Genomic DNA, 16,649 nt, shown 5'->3' with positions numbered 1-16,649 from the left:
ACCGGCGCCGGGCTGCCCCAAGCATCGCCGCCCCTCGGGAGACCGGACGAGGGGGCTTTTATGATCCGCCCGAATGATTGAACAAAGAATCCAGCAGCAGTTTTTCGAAAGCGCCGACCTGCTGTACCAAGCTGCCGAGCAACTGGCCCGGCCTTTGGCGATGGCCGCACAGATGGTGGTGGACGCCATCACCGGAGGCAACCGCATCCTGTGCGCGGCCCACGGCCTGGCCGGCATGGACGCCGACTACCTCGCCGCCCGGCTGGCCGGCCGCTTCGAGCAGGAGCGCCCGGGCCTGGCCGCGTGGAGCCTGGCCGCCCAGGCCCGCGAGGCCGCCGGGCTGGACCTGGCGCGGCTGCTGCAAGCCCACGGCCACCCCGGCGACGTGCTCGTCATGATCGAGCCGCTGCGCGAGCAGCGCGACGCCTGGCAGCCGGCGCTGGCCGTGGCCCATGCGCAGGAGATGAGCATCATCGCGCTGACCGCACAGCCCCCGGGCGCGGCCGACGAATGGCGCGGCCTGCTGCAGGACACCGACATCCAGATCCGCGTCAGCCACGCCCGCGAGCCGCGCGTTGTGGAGGCCCAGCGCGTGCTGCTGCATGCGCTGGCCGACGCTGTCGACCTTCAACTGCTCGGCAGCGACGAATGAAACCCTTGCCTGGAATCCCGATGAAGAAGCTTTCCCTGACCCTGACCGCGGCCGTCCTCGCCAGCACCCTCGCCACCGGCTGCGCCCCGCTGCTGATCGGCGGCGCGATGGTGGGCGGCGTCACCGTCGCGACCGACCGGCGCACCTCCGGCACCCAGCTGGAGGACGAGACCATCGAGGTCAAGGCCGGCGCCCGCGTGCGCGAGCAGCTTGGCGAGAAGGTGCATGCCAACGTCAACAGCTACAACCGCGTAGCCCTCATCACCGGCGAGGCCAACTCCGAGGAAGCGAAGGCTCAGCTGGAGACCATCGTCGGCGGCGTGGAGAACGTCAGCAAGGTGCTGAACGAAGTCACCGTCATGCCGGCCAGCTCGCTGGGCAGCCGCTCCAACGACGTGGTCATCTCCGGCAAGGTCAAGGCCCAGCTCATCGACGCACGCGACCTGTTCAGCAATGCCTTCCAGGTTGTCGTCGAGCGCGGCGACGTCTACCTGATGGGCCGCGTGACGGAACGCGAAGCAGCCCGCGCGACCGAAATCGCGCGGCAGATCGGCGGCGTCAAGAAGGTCGTGCGCGCGTTCGAGATCATCAGCGAGGAAGAACTCGCGCAGACGCTGCCGAAGAAGTCCTGACCACGCGGCCCGTCGCGGGCCGCTCGTCGCCCCCGCGCTGGCCGGTCATCGCGTCAGGTCAGGCGGGGAACCGCCCGGCGGTCGGCGGGCGCCAGCAGCCTCACGATCAGGCTGGACGTGTCCCAGCGATTGCCGCCCATGGCCTGCACGTCCGCGTAGAACTGGTCCACCAGCGCCGTCAGCGGCAGGCGCGAGCCGTTGCGGCGCGCTTCGTCGAGCACGAGGCCGAGGTCCTTGCGCATCCAGTCCACGGCGAAACCGAAGTCGAACTTGCCTTCGACCATGGTCTTGCCGCGGTTGTCCATCTGCCAGCTCTGGGCGGCGCCTTTGCCGATGACGTCAAGCACCTGAGCCATGTCCAGGCCGGCGTTCTGGCCGAAGCGCACCGCCTCGGCCAACCCTTGCACGACGCCGGCGATGCAGATCTGGTTGACCATCTTGGCCAGTTGCCCCGAGCCCGGCCCGCCCAGCAGCGTGACGGCCTTGGCGAAGGCCAGCACCAGCGGCTTCATCGCGTCGAACGGCGCGGCCTCACCGCCGCACATGACCGTCAGCGCGCCATTGACCGCACCGGCCTGGCCCCCGGACACCGGCGCGTCGATGAACGCGATGCCGCGACCGGCGGCTTCGGCATGCAGCTCGCGCGCGACCTCGGCCGAGGCCGTCGTGTGGTCGACGAACACGGCGCCCGCGGCCATGCTGGCGAAGGCACCCTGCTCGCCCAGCACGACGGACCGCAGGTCGTCGTCATTGCCGACGCAGCAGAACACGAACTGCGCCCCTTTCGCCGCCTCAGCGGGCGTCGCGGCGAAGGCGCCGCCGTACTCCTTCACCCAGGCTTCGGCCTTGGCGGTGGTGCGGTTGTAGACGGTGACCTGGTGGCCGGCGCGCGCGAGGTGGCCGGCCATGGGGTGGCCCATCACGCCCAGGCCCAGGAAGGCGACTCGGCGGGCGGGAACGGGTTCGTAGGTGCGGGTCATGCTCAAAGAATGGTCAAGTGTTCGGTGCCGGTGGACAGGTCGCCGCTGCGGGCGCGCTCGCTGTTGAGCTTGATTTGCAGGCGCAGGTCGTTCACGGAGTCGGCATTGCGCAGCGCGTCTTCATACGTCACCTTGCCAGCTTCGTAGAGGTCGAAAAGCGCCTGGTCAAAGGTCTGCATGCCCTGCTCGCGCGAGCGCTTCATCAGCTCCTTGATCTCGCTGATCTCGCCCTTGAAAATCAGGTCGGAAATCAGCGGCGAATTCAGCAGGATCTCGACGGCGGCGACCCGGCCTTTGCCCTCGCGACGCGGCAGCAGCCGCTGGCTGATGAGGGCGCGCAGGTTCAGCGACAAATCCATCAGCAGCTGGGCGCGACGGTCTTCCGGGAAGAAGTTGATGATGCGGTCCAGCGCCTGGTTGGCGCTGTTGGCGTGCAGCGTAGCCATGCACAGGTGGCCGGTCTCGGCGAAGGCGATGGCATGGTCCATCGTCTCGCGGTCGCGCAGCTCCCCCATCAGGATGACGTCGGGCGCCTGACGTAGCGAGTTCTTCAGCGCGGCCTCCCAGCTGTCGGTGTCGATGCCCAGCTCACGCTGCGTGACGATGCAGTTCTTGTGCGGATGCACGAACTCGATCGGATCCTCGATGGTCACGATGTGGCCATAGGTCGTCTCGTTGCGCTCGTCGATCATGGCCGCCAGCGAGGTGCTCTTGCCCGAGCCCGTCGCGCCAACGACGATGACGAGGCCGCGCTTTTGCTGCACCACTTCACGCAGCACGGGCGGCAGGTCCAGCGACTCGATCGTCGGCAGCGTGGACGGGATGGTCCGCAGCACCAGGCCCACCTGGCCCTGCTGGATGAAGGCGTTGACGCGGAAGCGCCCGACGCCATGCGGCGAGATCGCGAAGTTGCACTCCTTCGTGCGCTCGAACTCCGCGGCCTGCTTGTCGTTCATGATCGCCCGCGCCAGCTGCAGCGTGTGCTGGCCGGTCAGCGGCTGCGGCGAGACCTTGGTCATCTTGCCGTCCACCTTGATCGCCGGCGGGAACTCCGCCGTCAGGAACAGGTCGGAACCTTTGCGCGACAGCATCAGCCGCAGCAGGTCGTTGATGAATTTTGAGGCCTGGTCGCGTTCCATGAATGATCCTTCCCAACCCGGCATTTGCCGGAGCATGGCTGTTCGGGCCGAGCGCCGGGCCGCTCCCAAGCCGGCCCGCTTTGCAAATCACTGAGGGCCCCGGCCCGCAGTGATTTGCACCCCCTGGGGGTGGTTCGGCGCTCGCGCCGAACCGGGGAGTGAATCGTTCTAGCCGGGGAAGTTCTCGGGGAACTTCGCCTTCGCGCGCGCCTCGGCGGGCGAAATGATGTTGCGGCGAACCAGATCGGTGAGGTTCTGGTCCAGTGTCTGCATGCCCTGCGAATTGCCGGTCTGGATGGCCGAGTACATCTGCGCGACCTTGTTCTCGCGGATCAGGTTGCGGATGGCCGACGTGCCCAGCATGATTTCGTGCGCCGCCACGCGGCCCGAGCCGTCCTTCAACTTGCACAGGCTCTGCGAGATGACGGCCTGCAGCGACTCCGACACCATCGCCCGCACCATTTCCTTTTCGGCGGCGGGGAACACGTCGACGATGCGGTCCACCGTCTTGGCGGCTGATGACGTGTGCAGTGTGCCGAACACCAGGTGACCCGTCTCGGCGGCGGTCAGCGCGAGGCGGATGGTCTCCAGGTCGCGCATTTCGCCGACGAGCACGCAGTCCGGGTCCTCGCGCAGCGCCGAGCGCAGTGCATTCGCGAACGAGTGCGTGTGCGGGCCGACCTCGCGCTGGTTGATCAGGCTCTTCTTGGACTCGTGCACGAATTCGATCGGGTCCTCGATGGTGAGGATGTGGCCGTATTCGTTCTCGTTGAGGTGGTTGACCATGCCGGCCAGCGTCGTGCTCTTGCCGGAGCCCGTCGGGCCCGTCACCAGCACCAGGCCGCGCGGGCGCAGCGCCAGCTCGGCGAAGACCTTGGGCGCGTTGAGCTGTTCCAGCGACAGGATCTTGCTCGGAATCGTCCGGAACACGGCGCCCGCGCCGCGGTTCTGGTTGAAGGCGTTGACGCGGAAACGCGCCAGGCCCTGGATCTCGAACGAGAAGTCGACTTCCAGCGTCTCCTCGTACACCTTGCGCTGCGAGTCGTTCATGATGTCGTACACCATGTCGTGGACCGCGCGGTGGTCCAGCGCCTCGACGTTGATGCGCCGCACGTCGCCGTGCACCCGGATCATGGGCGGCAGGCCGGCCGAAAGGTGCAGGTCGGACGCCTTGTTCTTGACCGAGAATGCCAGCAGCTGGGTGATGTCCATGGTGTGCGTATGAGAGAGCTCGGCTGATTATGGCGATCTCAGATTCCCTCCAAGTCACCAAAACACGGATTGCTGCGGCATGTGTCGCGGCCGGGCGGTCACCGGACGCGGTGGCGCTGCTGGTCGTCAGCAAGACCTTCCCCGCCGCCGCCGTCCGCGAAGCATTCCGGGCCGGCGCACGGGCCTTCGGCGAGAACTATGTGCAGGAAGGTCTCGCCAAGATCGGCGAACTCATCGCATTGCGCGGCCAGATCGAGTGGCACCTGATCGGCCCGCTGCAGTCCAACAAGACGCGCCCCGTCGCCGAGCAGTTCGACTGGGTGCACAGCGTGGACCGCCTCAAGATCGCCGAAAGGCTGTCCGAACAGCGCCCGGCGGACCTGCCGCCGCTGAACATCTGCTTGCAAATCAACATCAGCGCCGAGGCCAGCAAGAGCGGCCTGCTGCCTGGCGACGTCGCTGCGCTGGCCCGCCAGGTTGCCGCGCTGCCGAGACTGAAGCTGCGCGGCCTGATGGCCGTGCCCGAACCGGGCCCGGGCGCGCTGGCCCAGCACCAGGCGATGGCGGCGCTGTTCAACGCGCTGAAGGCCGAAGGGCTTGCGCTGGACACGCTGTCGCTGGGGATGAGCGCCGATCTGGAAGATGCGATCCGGGCCGGCTCGACGATGGTGCGCGTCGGCTCGGCCATCTTCGGCGCCCGCCCGCCCGTCAACGGGGCCTGATCACCACCTCGGCGGGCTGCAGTCCGTCGGACGAGACGCGCAGCGTCACCGGGCCGGTCGCGCCCGGCTTGAGCTTCACGATGGCCAGCGCGAGCGCGTTGAAAGCCTTGCGCTCGGCGGACTTGAAGACGGTGTGATCGGTCGGGTCGCCGTTGTCCGTGGCGACGATCTCGGCCGGCCCTTCAACGGTGAACGCCAGCAGTGGCTTGCTGCGCGGCACGGCCCGGCCGTCGGCATCGGCCACGGTGGCCGTCACGAAGGCCAGGTCGCGGCCATCGGCGGCAATGGCCGGGCGGTCCGCCGATAGCTGCAACGCGGCCGGCGCCCCCGTCGTCACGACGCGGTCGCGCGCCCACGCCTTGCCCGCCTTGTACGCCACGACGAGCAGTTCACCCGGCTCGTAGACCACGTCGTTCCAGCGCAGACGGTATTCGCCGTCGCCCTTCTTCTTGCGGCCCAGCGAGCGGCCGTTGAGGAACAGCTCAGCCTCGTCACCCGACGTGTAGACGTGCACCGGCGTGACCTGACCGACGCGCTCCGGCCAGTTCCAGTGCGGCAGGATGTGGGCCATCGGCAGCTCAGGACGCCAATGCGCCTGGTACAGGTAGAAGCGGTCCTTCTTGAAGCCGGCCAGGTCGAGGATGCCGAAGTAGGAGCTGCGCGACGGCATCTGGATCTTGCCGAGCCGCGCCAGCTCGTCCCGGGCGCGCTCGCGCTCCGGGCCCTCGGGAAAGTTCAGCACATTGGTCAGGTCGTCGTTGTAGGGCGTGGGCTCGCCGAGGTAGTCGAAGCCGGTCCAGACGAACTCCCCGGCCACGAAACGCTGCTGGTCCTGCGCCTTGAACTCGGCATCGGGCGTCGTCGCCCACGACGGGTAGACGAGGTCGTAGCTGCTGACCTGGAAGCCGCCGCGGCCCTGCCGCGGGTCGTCGCTGACCGGGAACACGTACTCGCCCCGCGTGCTGACCGTCGAGGCCGTCTCGCTGCCGAACAGCGGCTGGCTCGGGTTGGCGGCACGGAACTTCGCGTATTCCCTGGGCTTGTAGTTGTAGCCGAACACGTCCACCGTCTTCTGGAAGCCGTTGTAGCCGGCCTGCAGCACATTGGCCGCCGCGGAGACCGGGCGCGTCGCGTCTTCCTGCTTCACCAGCGCGGCCAGCCGGGCGGCCACGGGCGGCCCGTCGGCGCGGCCCAGCTCCTCGATCTCGTTGCCGATGCTCCACAGGATGACCGACGGGTGGTTGCGGTCGCGGCGCACCCAGGCGCGCAGGTCGGGCTCGGACCAGTCCGCAAAGTGCAGGTGGTAGTCGTTGGGCTTCTTCGCGTGGGTCCAGGTGTCGAGCAGCTCGTCGATGACGAGGAAGCCCATGCGGTCGGTCAGCTCCAGCAGCTCCGGCGCCGGCGGGTTGTGGCTGGTGCGCAGCGCGTTGACGCCCATCTCGCGCAGCAGCTCCAACTGGCGCTCGGCAGCGCGCACGTTGAAGGCTGCCCCCAGCGCGCCGAGGTCGTGGTGCATGCAGACGCCGTTGAGCTGCACGCGCCGGCCGTTCAGGTGGAAGCCGTCGTCCGCCGTGAAGGCCGCCTGGCGGATGCCGAATGGCGACTCCACGCGGTCCAGTACGCGACCGCCCTGCTTCACGACGGTGACGGCGACGTGGCGCTGCGGCGAGTTCAGGTCCCACAGCACAGGCTTGTCGAGCCTGACGTCAAAGTCCAGCGCCGTGCGCTCACCGGCCTTCAAGGTACGCGGCTGCGCTCGCGACGGCGCCAGCGGCGCACCGACCGGGCGGCCGTTGGCGTCGGCCCGGTAGATGTCCACCGTCACGCCGACCTTGACCGGCGCACGGCTCTCGTTCGCCACGGCGACCTGCACGGCCACGGTGGCGCGCTCGGCCGTCACCTGCGGCGTGCGCACGAACACCTGGCCCGCCGGCACGTGGACGGCATCGGTGCGCGTCAGCCAGACATGGCGGTAAATGCCGCCACCGGGATACCAGCGCGACGACTCGGGCGGGTTGTCGAGCCGGATGGCCAAGCTGTTGCTGGCGCCTGGCTTCAGGCAGCCGGTCAGGTCGACCTGGTAGGACGTGTAGCCGTAGGCCCAGCCGCCCACGAGGCGGCCGTTGCAGTACACGGCCGAGTTGGCCAGTGCACCGTCGATCTCCAGCAGCGTGCGCTGGCCCGCCGCGGCGGCGGGCTGCACCAGCTGCTTGCGGTACCAGGCCACACCCTGCCAGGGCAGTTTGCCCGTCTCGCCCGGCAGCGCCTGGTCAAACGGCCCTTCGACGCCCCAGTCGTGCGGCAGGTCCAGCAGTCGCCAGCCGGCGTCGTCGAACCCGGGTTGCGCGTAGGCCAGCGCCTCGCCGGGCACCGGACCTGCAGGCGGTGCGGCCGGTGGCGTCGCCAGCAGTGGTGCGGCCGCGGCCAGCAGCCAGGGCTTGAAATCGGCCGGCTTCAGCGCGGGCACGCCGGCGGGGTCGCCCTGGGCGAAGCGCCAGCCGGCCGACCAGTCTGTCCGCTCCCGCGCCTGGGCCGGCAGGGCGCTGGCGAACGCCAGGGTCATCAGGATCAGCGGGGCAGCACGAGTCGGCATGGTCTGGCCTTGAGGCGAACAGAAGCGCGCATGCTAGACGCCCAGACAGGCCGGCAAACAATCACGGCCTTGATCGGTTTGCCGTCAAGGCACACTGCGGCCATGTCCACCCGTGCCCTCCCCGCGCTGGCCGCCACCCTGCTGCTGCTCGTCGGCATTGCCGCCGCGAACGAGCCAGTGCCCGACACGCTGGCGCAGCGCGCGCTGGCCTGCACCGGCTGCCATGGCAAGGAAGGCCGCGCCGCGCCGGACGGCTACTACCCGCGACTGGCCGGCAAGCCGGCCGGTTATCTGTACCGGCAACTGCTGAACTTCCGCGATGGCCGGCGCGACTACGGGCTGATGAGCGAGCTGATCGCGCCGTTGTCCGACGCCTATCTGCAGGAACTGGCCGGCCATTTCGCGTCGCTCGACCTGCCCTATTCACCGCCCCAGCCGACCACGCTTCCCGCACCCGAACTCGCACGCGCGCAAGCGTTGATCCGCCAGGGCGACGCGGCGCGCAGGCTGCCCGCCTGCACCGCCTGCCATGGTGAACGGCTGACCGGCACGCAGCCCGCCGTGCCGGGACTTCTGGGCCTGTCGCGGGACTACCTGAACGGCCAGCTTGGCGCCTGGCGCAGCGGCCAGCGGCGCGCCCAGGCGCCGGACTGCATGAAGACAATCGCCCAGGCCCTGACCGAGTCCGAGATCAACGCCGTCACGCAGTTTCTCGCGAGCCGCACGATGCCGGCCGACCCGCACCCGGCCGACCGCCTGCCCGCACCTGCGCCGATGCAGTGCGGCAGCCTGACGCCATGAAGCGCCTGTTGATCGGCCTGGGGCTGGTGGCAGCGCTTGCAGCCGCGGCCGCCGCCGGCCTGCTGACCTGGCAGCGTCAGCTGTCGGACGACACGCCCCGCGCCGACCGGCCGGCGAGCGTCGAGCGGGGTGCCTACCTCGCCGCCATCGGCAACTGCGCCGGCTGCCACACGGCGCGCGGCGGCGTGCCACTCGCCGGCGGAAGACCCATCCCGACGCCGTTCGGCACTGTCTTCTCTTCCAACCTGACACCCGATGCGAGCGGGATCGCCGGCTGGAGCGCAGACGATTTCTGGGGCGCGCTGCACTTCGGCCGCAGCCGCGACGGCCGGCTGCTGGTGCCCGCCCATCCGGTCGTCAACACGACTCGGGTCACGCGCGAGGACGCGGACGCGCTGCACGCCTGGCTGCAAGCGCAGCCGCCGGTGGCCTCGCCGCGACGAGAGCATGAGCTGCGCTGGCCCTACGGCACCCAACTGGCGCTGGCAGCCTGGCGCGCGCTGTACTTCCGCCCGGGCGTCTACCGCGCCGATCCGGCGCATGACGCCGCCTGGAACCGTGGCGCCTACCTGAGCCAGGGGCTGGCCCACTGCAGCGCCTGTCACGCCGGGCGCAATGCACTGGGTGGCGACGACGGCCCGGCCGATTTCCGCGGCGGGCTGCTGAGCGGCCTGGGCTGGCAGGCCCCGTCACTTCTGGACCCGCAGGAGGCCGGCGTGCAGCGCTGGCCCGCCGCCACGCTGCAACGCTGGTTGCGCGACGGAAATGCCGAAGGGCACACGGCACAAGGGCCGATGGCCGAGGTCGTGCTGGGCAGCACGTCTGCCCTGGATGACACGGATATCGCCGCCATGACGACCTATCTGCTCGCACTACCCGAGCAGCCCGTCCCCCGCGCGGAAGGCGCGCGGCCGGACGCCCAACGCCGCGAACGCGGGGCACGGCTGTATGCCGACCATTGCGCGGCCTGTCACGGCGCGCAGGGCGAGGGGCGGCGCGATACCGCGGGCGGCCTCGCCTACCCCGCGCTGGCCGGCAGCAGGACCGTCGCGATGACCAGCCCGGCCAACCTGCTGCGCATCATCGATCGCGGGGGTTTCGCACCCGCCACGCCGCGGCATCCCAGGCCTTATGGCATGCCGCCCTTCGCGGGCGTGCTGAACGTCGAGGAGCTCGCAGCCCTCGCCAGCCATCTGCGCCATGACTTCGGGCACGGTGCGACCGAAGTCGACACCGTGCAGGTGTTGCGTTTGCGCTCGGCCAACGCAACACACTGACAAGCGTCAAACCGCCCCGACAGCACGCCGTGAACGACTTCACGCAAGGTTGCAACGGTCGGTAATTAATCCCCTGAGGTCGCGACACACTGCTCGTCGGCCCAACGGTGGGCCCGCTCAAAAGACGGGGCACCAGCCTAAAGTGACCGTCGATTCAAGAGCGGCCCTCCGCCGCCGATCACCGACGACACCGGACAAGGACCTGAACCGCATGAACTTCCTGACCCAACTGCGCATTGGCCAGCGCCTCGCCGTCAGCTTCGGCTTGTTGATTGTGCTTTTGGTGGCCATCGGCATCTTCGGGGCATCCAGCGCGAACAGCCTGGCCAAGGACCTCGACCGCACCGCGAACTCCAGCCTTGTGAAGATCGGCTCCGCCAACGCGCTGGAGAGCCAGGTCAACATCATCTCGCGTGCCGTGCGCGACCTGCTGCTGCTGGACACCGCCGGCGCCATCAAGAAGCAGAAGAAGGCCATCAGCGACGCGCTGGAAGAGGCTGAGAAGCAGCTCAAGAGCCTGGAAGAAGTCGTCTCTGACGACACAGAGAAATCCACCGTCGCCGAGGTGCGCGAGCGCAAGACCAAGTTCCTGACGGCGCTTGAGAAGTTCCAGAAGGTCCAGACCGACGGCAGCCCCGACGAGGCGCGCGAAAGCCTGATTACGGACCTTCGCCCCGCCCAGGCCGCACTGCAGGAGGGCATCAAGAAGCTGGTCGACATGCAGTTCGAAAGCGGCAAGGCGCTGGCCACGTCCGGCAACGAGCGTGCGCGCTCAGCCGTGATGCTGACCTTCGTTCTTGTGGCGGTCGCCGTGGCCATCGGCATCGGCGGCGGCATCGTCATTTCGCGCTCCATCGTGGCGCCGGCCCGCCGTGCCCAGGCCGCCGCGGAAGCGATCCGCGCTGGCGACCTGACGCAAAGCATCGTCGTGGAAGGCCGTGACGAACTGAGCCAGATGCTGCAGGCCATGCAGGACATGCAGGCTGCGCTGTCCGGCGTCGTCCGCGACGTGTCGTCTGCCGCCAGCGAGGTTGCGCAGAACTCCGGCACCATTGCCGACAGCAACAACAACCTGGCCGAGCGCACCAGCCGCTCCGCCGCCAGCCTGCAGAACACTGCCGCCTCGGTCGAGGAGATCGCATCCACGCTCAAGGGCGCAAGCGACCTGACCCGCCGCGCCGCCGGCATCGCCGTGACGGCCCGCCAGGCCGCCAGCAACGGTGGCTCGGTCGTCTCCAAGGTCGTCGAGACGATGGAAGAGATCAGCGCCAGTTCCAAGAAGATCGGCGACATCATCGGCGTCATCGACGGCATCGCCTTCCAGACGAACATCCTGGCGCTGAACGCCGCGGTGGAAGCCGCACGTGCCGGCGAACACGGCCGTGGCTTCGCGGTCGTCGCCGCCGAAGTGCGCGCGCTGGCCCAGCGCTCGGCTGGCGCCGCGAAGGAAATCAAGGTGCTGATCCAGGAATCGACGGTCAAGGTCGAGAACGGCACGACGCTGGTCAACAACGCCGGCGTGACCATCCGCAGCGTCGTCGACGAAGTCAACAACATGGGCCAGCTGATCGAGGAGATCTCGCACTCCGCACAGGAGCAGGCCACGGGCGTCGGCGTCGTCAACGGCGCGATGAACGAACTCGACCGCGCGACGCAGCAGAACACCAGCCTGGTGGGTGAACTCAGCCGCTCGGCCGATGCGCTGCGCGACAGCTCCACCCGCCTGATCGAGGCCGTCGGCTTCTTCCGCGCCGCCTGAGCGCCGATCACTCCATCATCCGAGCCGAGGTTTCCATGCCCGCCACGTCACGCCTGCTTCGCACCGTCGCCGCCGCCACTCTCGGCCTGATGCTCGCCTTCTCGGCCCAGGCCGTACCGAAGGTGGTCAAGAAGGTGCCGCCCGAGTTCCCCGCCGAAGCCGCCAAAAAGGGCGTCAGCACCGGCGTCGTCAAGGCCAAGATCAGCATCGATGCCGACGGCAAGGTCACCGATGTGGAAATCCTGGAAGCCGAACCCAAGCGGCTGTTCGACCGCGCGGTGAAGGACGCGCTGATGGAATGGCGCTTCGAGCCGGGCGAGAAGACGACGCACGAAGTCAAGCTCGTCTTCAAGAACGAGGACTGACTTCCCCGGGTGGGTCTATCGGCTCACCACGGGCAACTCGGCGCCCCGGCCCATGGGGTGCCACCAACGCAGCCCACCCACTGCCAGCATCACCGCCAACACGGCGCCGGCCAAGAGGCCCAGGCGCCGTTTCCTTTTAGCGGCACGCACATGGGCGCGCCCGCCGCCGCGTGCCTGGCGCAGTGCAGCGGGCGTGGCGGCGGGCACGCGTCTGACCTCCACCGCGTGCTTGCGGCCGTCACGTCCCGTCACAATTCCGAAGGTCAGCGGCTCGTCCAGCCGCGGTCCATCGCCATCCGTGGGGAACGCCGCGAGGCTGACAAACACTTCGTCGCCGCCGCCTGCCGCGCGGATGCTGCCGTAACCCGCCTCGTGGTTCCAGGCGGTCAGTACTCCTTCGAATCGCATGATGTCCTTCACTGCAAGTGGGAATATTGGGAGACGACGCCGCCAAGCCCGCAACGGGATGTAAGCCGCACAATCCGCCCCTTCCGCCTTTTGCCTCTCTTCAGCGCATGCCCATCCATTGGTTTCCCGGCCACATGAACGCCACCCGGCAGGCGATCAAGGATCGCGTGAAGGCCGGGCTGGACGTCGTCATCGAACTGCTCGACGCCCGACTGCCGGGCTCCAGCAGCAACCCGTTGCTGGCAGCACTGACGACAGGCCGGCCGTCGCTGAAGGTGCTCAACAAGCAGGATCTGGCCGACGCGGCACAGACAGAGGCCTGGCTGGCCCACTACAACGCCCAACCCCACACCCGTGCCATCGCGCTGGACGCCGGCGACAAGGCGCCCGCACGCGCACTGATCAAGGCCTGCCGCGAGCTCGCGCCGCAACGCGGCGGGCTCGCCAAGCCGATGCGCGTGCTGATCTGCGGCATCCCCAACGTCGGCAAGAGCACGCTGATCAACACGCTGGTGGGCCGCCGCGCGGCCAAGACCGGGGACGAGCCCGGCATCACCAAGATCGAGCAGAAGATCGTGCTGGAGGACGGCTTCTATCTCTTCGACACGCCAGGCATGCTGTGGCCTCGCATCTCCATCGCGCAAAGCGGCTACCACCTCGCCGCCAGCGGGGCCATCGGCCGCAACGCGTTCGACGAAGAAGAAGTGGCGCTCGAGCTGATCGCGGTGCTCAAGGGCCGCTATGCCGACCGGCTGCAGGAACGCTTCGGCCTGGCGGAGCTGGGGTCGGATGACGCGGTGCTGGAAGCCATCGGCGTGAAGCGCGGCGCCAAGATCCGCGGCGGTGCGGTGCAGATGCACAAGGCGGCCGAGGCGCTGCTGGGCGACTTCCGGGCCGGCCTGCTGGGACGCATCACGCTCGAAACCCCCGACGAAATGGCCGCGTGGCGCCAGGCCGCAGCGGACGAAGAGGCGCGCAAGACCGCCGAACTCGAAGCGCAAAAGGCTGCCGACAAGCTGCGGCGCAGCGGACGCCGCAATGGCTAGCGCTGGCGCTTGAGCAAGAAGAAGAACGCCCGGCTCGCGCCCTTCAGGTCCATCAGCCCCATCACCGTGTCGTCATCGATGCGGCGGAACACGTCGTGAATGGGCAACCGGTCGTACACCATGGCGGCGCTGACGACGCCGCGGTGCTCGATCTGCCGCAACCTCGCCGCGGACTGCCGCGTGGCCAGCAGCGGCAGCAGCACCTGCAACGCACGCCCCAGCGTGGGCGACTTGGGCAGCGGCCAGCGGTCCAGCCAGCCGATCGCCGGCGCCATCCAGCGCGGGTTCAGCGCCAGCGTGCCGCCTCCACGGCGCGCGAACAGCAGCGGGTGGACGGCCTCCTCGCTGTCGAACCGCTTGCCCCACCAGCCATAGGCCTCCAGCGCGCCGTCGAGCGGATGACCGGTAGGACAGCCCTCACCCCGCCAACTGCCCAGCATGAAGTCGTTGGCGACAGCAGGCAGCGTGTCGAAGCGCGCAAGGGCCGAGCCAGTGTCGAGAGGCGGCATGGCGACATCATCGCCCGTCCTGCTCGACGAACTAGAAGCGCACCCAGCCTCCGGCGCGCAGATGCCAACGCCCGCCCTGGTTCTCCCAGCGATGGGGCTCATACCGGTAGCCCGGCCGCGGACGTTCGTAGTGGCCGGGCACCCAGTCATGCCGCCCTCCGCTCCAGCCCCAATAGCCGCCGATCCACACCGCGCCCGGATAGGGCATGACCGGTACCGCTTCGACATACGGCGCCGGTGGCGGCGTGTCGACAACGACGACGGACGACGGGGCGTAGTAACCCCCATGGTGCGCAGGCACCACAATGCACGCCGACAACAGCCCGGCAGATGCCAGGGCCAGGGCCCAGGTGAAGCGCTTCATGGCATCAGCGCGGGCCACGGCCCGGCATGTCGTAGACGGTCCGGCCGCATCGCGGGCCGCCGTCGTCACCCAGGCCGGCGCAATGGCGATGGCCCGGCACGATGATGCAGCCTGACAGCAGCGCCGCGGAAACAAGGCACACAGCCAGCGTCATTCGTTTCATCAGACATCTCCCGGCCACCGGAGGCAGCCGCCCGTCCATAACCGTGGAAAGCGCTGCATGGATGACCGGCTCACATAAAGTTACGCGGACCGGATGTCAGGTGACGGTGCGGTCAGCACCCAGCGCATGCCGGGCATCAAATTTGCACGTCTCGCCCCCTATGAAGCATCTTCTTCTCGCCTTTCTGTCTGCCGTGCTCATCGGCTGCGCCGCCCCTCCCGCGGCCGACAACCAGCAGGCCGCCAACGCCGAGCCCGGCACGCGTTGCGAACGGCAGCGCACCACCGGCACGCTCATGGTCAGCGTGCGTTGCCAGTCGGCCGAGCAGCAGCAACAGAACCGGGACGGCGTGGACGCCCTGCATGAAGCCACCCGCCCCACGAAGGCGCCCGGCGAGTTCTGACCCTGTACGCCACGCCGTTCACGGGCCCCATGACCTGTGATTGAGGCGTCAGGCGCGCGCTATCCTCCAACACCGCATCAGCCATCCCATTCACCCATGAAGCGTCTCCTCATCGCCCTTCTCCCCGCCACCCTGATCGGCTGCGCGGGAACGCCCCCTGTTGAAGAACAACAGGCCGCCGCCGTGGAGCCAGGCACGCGCTGCGAGCGCGAGCAGTCCACCGGTTCGCACATGATCAGCGTGCGCTGCCGCACGCCGGCCCAGCAGGCGCAGGACAAGCGCGATATCGACGCGATGCAGGAAGCCACACGGCACGTGCGCTCCGTGGAAATGAAGGGCAAGGGCGGCTGACATCGCCGTGCCGGCGCGGGCCCGTCACGACGGCCTCCGAGCCTCGCGTGACTCCCACATGACGCCGGCCAGCGCCAGCATGCCCAGCGCCAGAACGACGGCCGTCAGCCACAAGGCGGCGTCGAAGCTGCCGCTGGCTTCCACCATGCGCCCCGTCAATGCTGGCGCGCTGACCTGCGCGGCGCCATAGCTCAACGTCAGACGTGCCATGGCCTTGCCGGGGTTGGTGGGTGACTGGCGCCCGGCCAACGCCAGCGTCAAGCTGACGATGCCGATGAAGGTCGCGCCATACAGCAACGCCCCCGCCAGCGCAGCCACCAGTCCGTGCGACAGCGCCGGCAGCAGCACGCCGACGATCTGCAGGCCGAAGGCCAGCAGCAGCGCGCCCACGTCGCCCAGCCGGCGTGCGACGCGGTCCCACACGAAGACGGCCGGCGTCGCCGCCAGACCCACGAGCAGCCAGGCCCACGGCCCATGGCCCGCCAGCAGCGGCTGCTTCTCGACGATGGCGACAGTAAACGTCGCGTTGATGACGAAGCCCCAGCCGGCGCAGAAGTAGGCCGCCAGCATCCACGCCATCCAGCGCCGCCCCGGCCCGCCGCCCGCGGCCATGCGCTGCGCAGCCGGTGGCACCGGCGGCCGCCAGGCCCAGGCGGGCAGCAGGAAGGCCAGACCCAGCAGCGCAAAGCCCTGCCATTGCGCCGACCATCCAAGCTGCATCCCGGTCATGCCCAGCGCGCCGATGGCCGACACCGCCACGCCGAGGCCCAGTCCGATGAAGTACAGGCCCAGTTCCGGCCGCCGCCCCGAACGGATCAGCCAGCCCTGCACCAGCCCCGAGCCCAGCAGCATGCCGGCGGCGCCGCACAGGCCGCCCAGATAGCGCGACAGCGCCCAGACGCCGAAGGCCGTGCTCCAGCCCATCAGCGCCGTGATGACCAGCGCCAGCGGCAATGCGGCGCTGTACAGCCGCCGACGCCAGGCCGGGCTTTCCACCCAAGCCACCAGCAGCGCACCGCTCATGTAGCCGGCATAGTTCAGCGCCGCCAGCAGGCCGCCGTCGGCCAGTCCCAGGCCGGCCTGGGCATGCATCTGCGGCAGCAGCGGCGTGAACGCGAAGCGGGCGAGCCCGACCGTCAGCACCAGCGCGCAGATGCCGCCGAGCAGCACCTGCCAGGGGCGCAGCGATTCAGTGGAGGCGGCCTCGGGCATCGGCACAGGTTACGCGAGCGGTGCATCCCCGCGCCGGGGGCTTGCAAACGGTGCGATGGCA

General features: G+C 69.0%; 19 protein-coding genes. 10 read left to right on the top strand and 9 right to left on the bottom strand.

From position 1 onward, the window contains the following. Positions 1-73 precede the first annotated feature (73 nt). Complete coding sequence (locus LXT13_RS22215; RefSeq protein WP_233374496.1) at positions 74-652, top strand: SIS domain-containing protein; 579 nt, start codon at positions 74-76, stop codon at positions 650-652. A gap of 20 nt (positions 653-672) precedes the next feature. Next, complete coding sequence (locus tag LXT13_RS22210) at positions 673-1,284, top strand: BON domain-containing protein (protein ID WP_233374495.1); 612 nt, start codon at positions 673-675, stop codon at positions 1,282-1,284. Between the two features lie 53 nt (positions 1,285-1,337). Here LXT13_RS22210 and LXT13_RS22205 read toward each other — a convergent pair whose 3' ends face one another. The 3 genes from LXT13_RS22205 to LXT13_RS22195 form a co-directional block, all read right to left on the bottom strand. Further along, positions 1,338-2,264, bottom strand: a complete 927-nt coding sequence (locus LXT13_RS22205) for an NAD(P)-dependent oxidoreductase (protein WP_233374494.1) — start codon at positions 2,262-2,264, stop codon at positions 1,338-1,340. 2 nt (positions 2,265-2,266) lie between these two features. After that, complete coding sequence (locus tag LXT13_RS22200) at positions 2,267-3,403, bottom strand: PilT/PilU family type 4a pilus ATPase (RefSeq protein WP_233374493.1); 1,137 nt, start codon at positions 3,401-3,403, stop codon at positions 2,267-2,269. Positions 3,404-3,571: 168 nt separating this feature from the next. Continuing rightward, entirely contained in the window at positions 3,572-4,615 is a 1,044-nt protein-coding gene (locus tag LXT13_RS22195) for a type IV pilus twitching motility protein PilT (RefSeq protein ID WP_233374492.1), read from the bottom strand. Between the two features lie 29 nt (positions 4,616-4,644). On the opposite strand from LXT13_RS22195, the gene LXT13_RS22190 reads away from it, so the two are divergent. Beyond that, positions 4,645-5,337, top strand: a complete 693-nt coding sequence (locus LXT13_RS22190) for a YggS family pyridoxal phosphate-dependent enzyme (RefSeq protein WP_255719647.1) — start codon at positions 4,645-4,647, stop codon at positions 5,335-5,337. Here LXT13_RS22190 and galB read toward each other — a convergent pair. After that, positions 5,324-7,930, bottom strand: a complete 2,607-nt coding sequence (gene galB, locus LXT13_RS22185) for a beta-galactosidase GalB (protein ID WP_233374491.1) — start codon at positions 7,928-7,930, stop codon at positions 5,324-5,326. The genes LXT13_RS22190 and galB overlap by 14 nt on opposite strands. A gap of 102 nt (positions 7,931-8,032) precedes the next feature. Here galB and LXT13_RS22180 point away from each other — a divergent pair, with 102 nt between their 5' ends. The 4 genes from LXT13_RS22180 (at position 8,033) to LXT13_RS22165 (ending at position 12,132) form a co-directional block, all read left to right on the top strand. Then, the gene (locus LXT13_RS22180) at positions 8,033-8,731 is read left to right on the top strand and encodes a c-type cytochrome (RefSeq protein WP_233374490.1); all 699 of its coding nucleotides are present in this window, start codon (positions 8,033-8,035) and stop codon (positions 8,729-8,731) included. Continuing rightward, on the top strand, positions 8,728-10,008 hold the full coding sequence (locus LXT13_RS22175) for a c-type cytochrome (protein ID WP_233374489.1): 1,281 nt from the start codon (positions 8,728-8,730) through the stop codon (positions 10,006-10,008). The genes LXT13_RS22180 and LXT13_RS22175 overlap by 4 nt, the downstream gene beginning before the upstream one ends. 211 nt (positions 10,009-10,219) lie before the next feature. Next, positions 10,220-11,767: a methyl-accepting chemotaxis protein gene (locus LXT13_RS22170; protein WP_233374488.1), complete on the top strand. Its 1,548-nt coding sequence runs from the start codon at positions 10,220-10,222 to the stop codon at positions 11,765-11,767. Positions 11,768-11,802: 35 nt separating this feature from the next. Beyond that, complete coding sequence (locus LXT13_RS22165; protein ID WP_233374487.1) at positions 11,803-12,132, top strand: energy transducer TonB; 330 nt, start codon at positions 11,803-11,805, stop codon at positions 12,130-12,132. Between the two features lie 15 nt (positions 12,133-12,147). Here LXT13_RS22165 and LXT13_RS22160 read toward each other — a convergent pair whose 3' ends face one another. Next, on the bottom strand, positions 12,148-12,552 hold the full coding sequence (locus LXT13_RS22160) for a cold-shock protein (protein ID WP_233374486.1): 405 nt from the start codon (positions 12,550-12,552) through the stop codon (positions 12,148-12,150). Positions 12,553-12,647: 95 nt separating this feature from the next. On the opposite strand from LXT13_RS22160, the gene ylqF reads away from it, so the two are divergent. Then, on the top strand, positions 12,648-13,586 hold the full coding sequence (gene ylqF / locus LXT13_RS22155) for a ribosome biogenesis GTPase YlqF (protein ID WP_233374485.1): 939 nt from the start codon (positions 12,648-12,650) through the stop codon (positions 13,584-13,586). Here the strand turns inward: ylqF and LXT13_RS22150 are convergent. From LXT13_RS22150 to LXT13_RS22140, 3 genes are read right to left on the bottom strand one after another with little or no spacing between them, the layout of a single operon-like run. Continuing rightward, positions 13,583-14,095, bottom strand: coding sequence for a DUF4334 domain-containing protein (locus LXT13_RS22150; protein WP_233374484.1), 513 nt, complete (start codon positions 14,093-14,095; stop codon positions 13,583-13,585). The two genes, ylqF and LXT13_RS22150, sit on opposite strands and share 4 nt — an antisense overlap. Positions 14,096-14,126: 31 nt before the next feature. Beyond that, positions 14,127-14,459 (bottom strand): hypothetical protein, encoded by a 333-nt coding sequence (locus tag LXT13_RS22145; protein WP_233374483.1) that lies wholly within the window; start codon positions 14,457-14,459, stop codon positions 14,127-14,129. 4 nt (positions 14,460-14,463) lie between these two features. Beyond that, entirely contained in the window at positions 14,464-14,622 is a 159-nt protein-coding gene (locus LXT13_RS22140) for a hypothetical protein (protein WP_233374482.1), read from the bottom strand. Positions 14,623-14,782: 160 nt separating this feature from the next. Here LXT13_RS22140 and LXT13_RS22135 point away from each other — a divergent pair, with 160 nt between their 5' ends. After that, on the top strand, positions 14,783-15,025 hold the full coding sequence (locus LXT13_RS22135; RefSeq protein ID WP_233374481.1) for a hypothetical protein: 243 nt from the start codon (positions 14,783-14,785) through the stop codon (positions 15,023-15,025). A gap of 96 nt (positions 15,026-15,121) precedes the next feature. Continuing rightward, the gene (locus LXT13_RS22130; protein ID WP_233374480.1) at positions 15,122-15,376 is read left to right on the top strand and encodes a hypothetical protein; all 255 of its coding nucleotides are present in this window, start codon (positions 15,122-15,124) and stop codon (positions 15,374-15,376) included. A 24-nt stretch (positions 15,377-15,400) separates the two neighbouring features. On the opposite strand, the gene LXT13_RS22125 is transcribed toward LXT13_RS22130, so the two are convergent. Beyond that, the gene (locus LXT13_RS22125) at positions 15,401-16,588 is read right to left on the bottom strand and encodes a YbfB/YjiJ family MFS transporter (RefSeq protein ID WP_233374479.1); all 1,188 of its coding nucleotides are present in this window, start codon (positions 16,586-16,588) and stop codon (positions 15,401-15,403) included. Positions 16,589-16,649 lie beyond the last annotated feature (61 nt).

It is taken from the genome of Pelomonas cellulosilytica (genome assembly GCF_021353265.1).
Lineage (GTDB): Bacteria > Pseudomonadota > Gammaproteobacteria > Burkholderiales > Burkholderiaceae_C > Pelomonas > Pelomonas cellulosilytica.
Note: the sequence above shows the minus strand (reverse complement) of the source record. Positions and strands in the feature narration are given on the sequence as shown.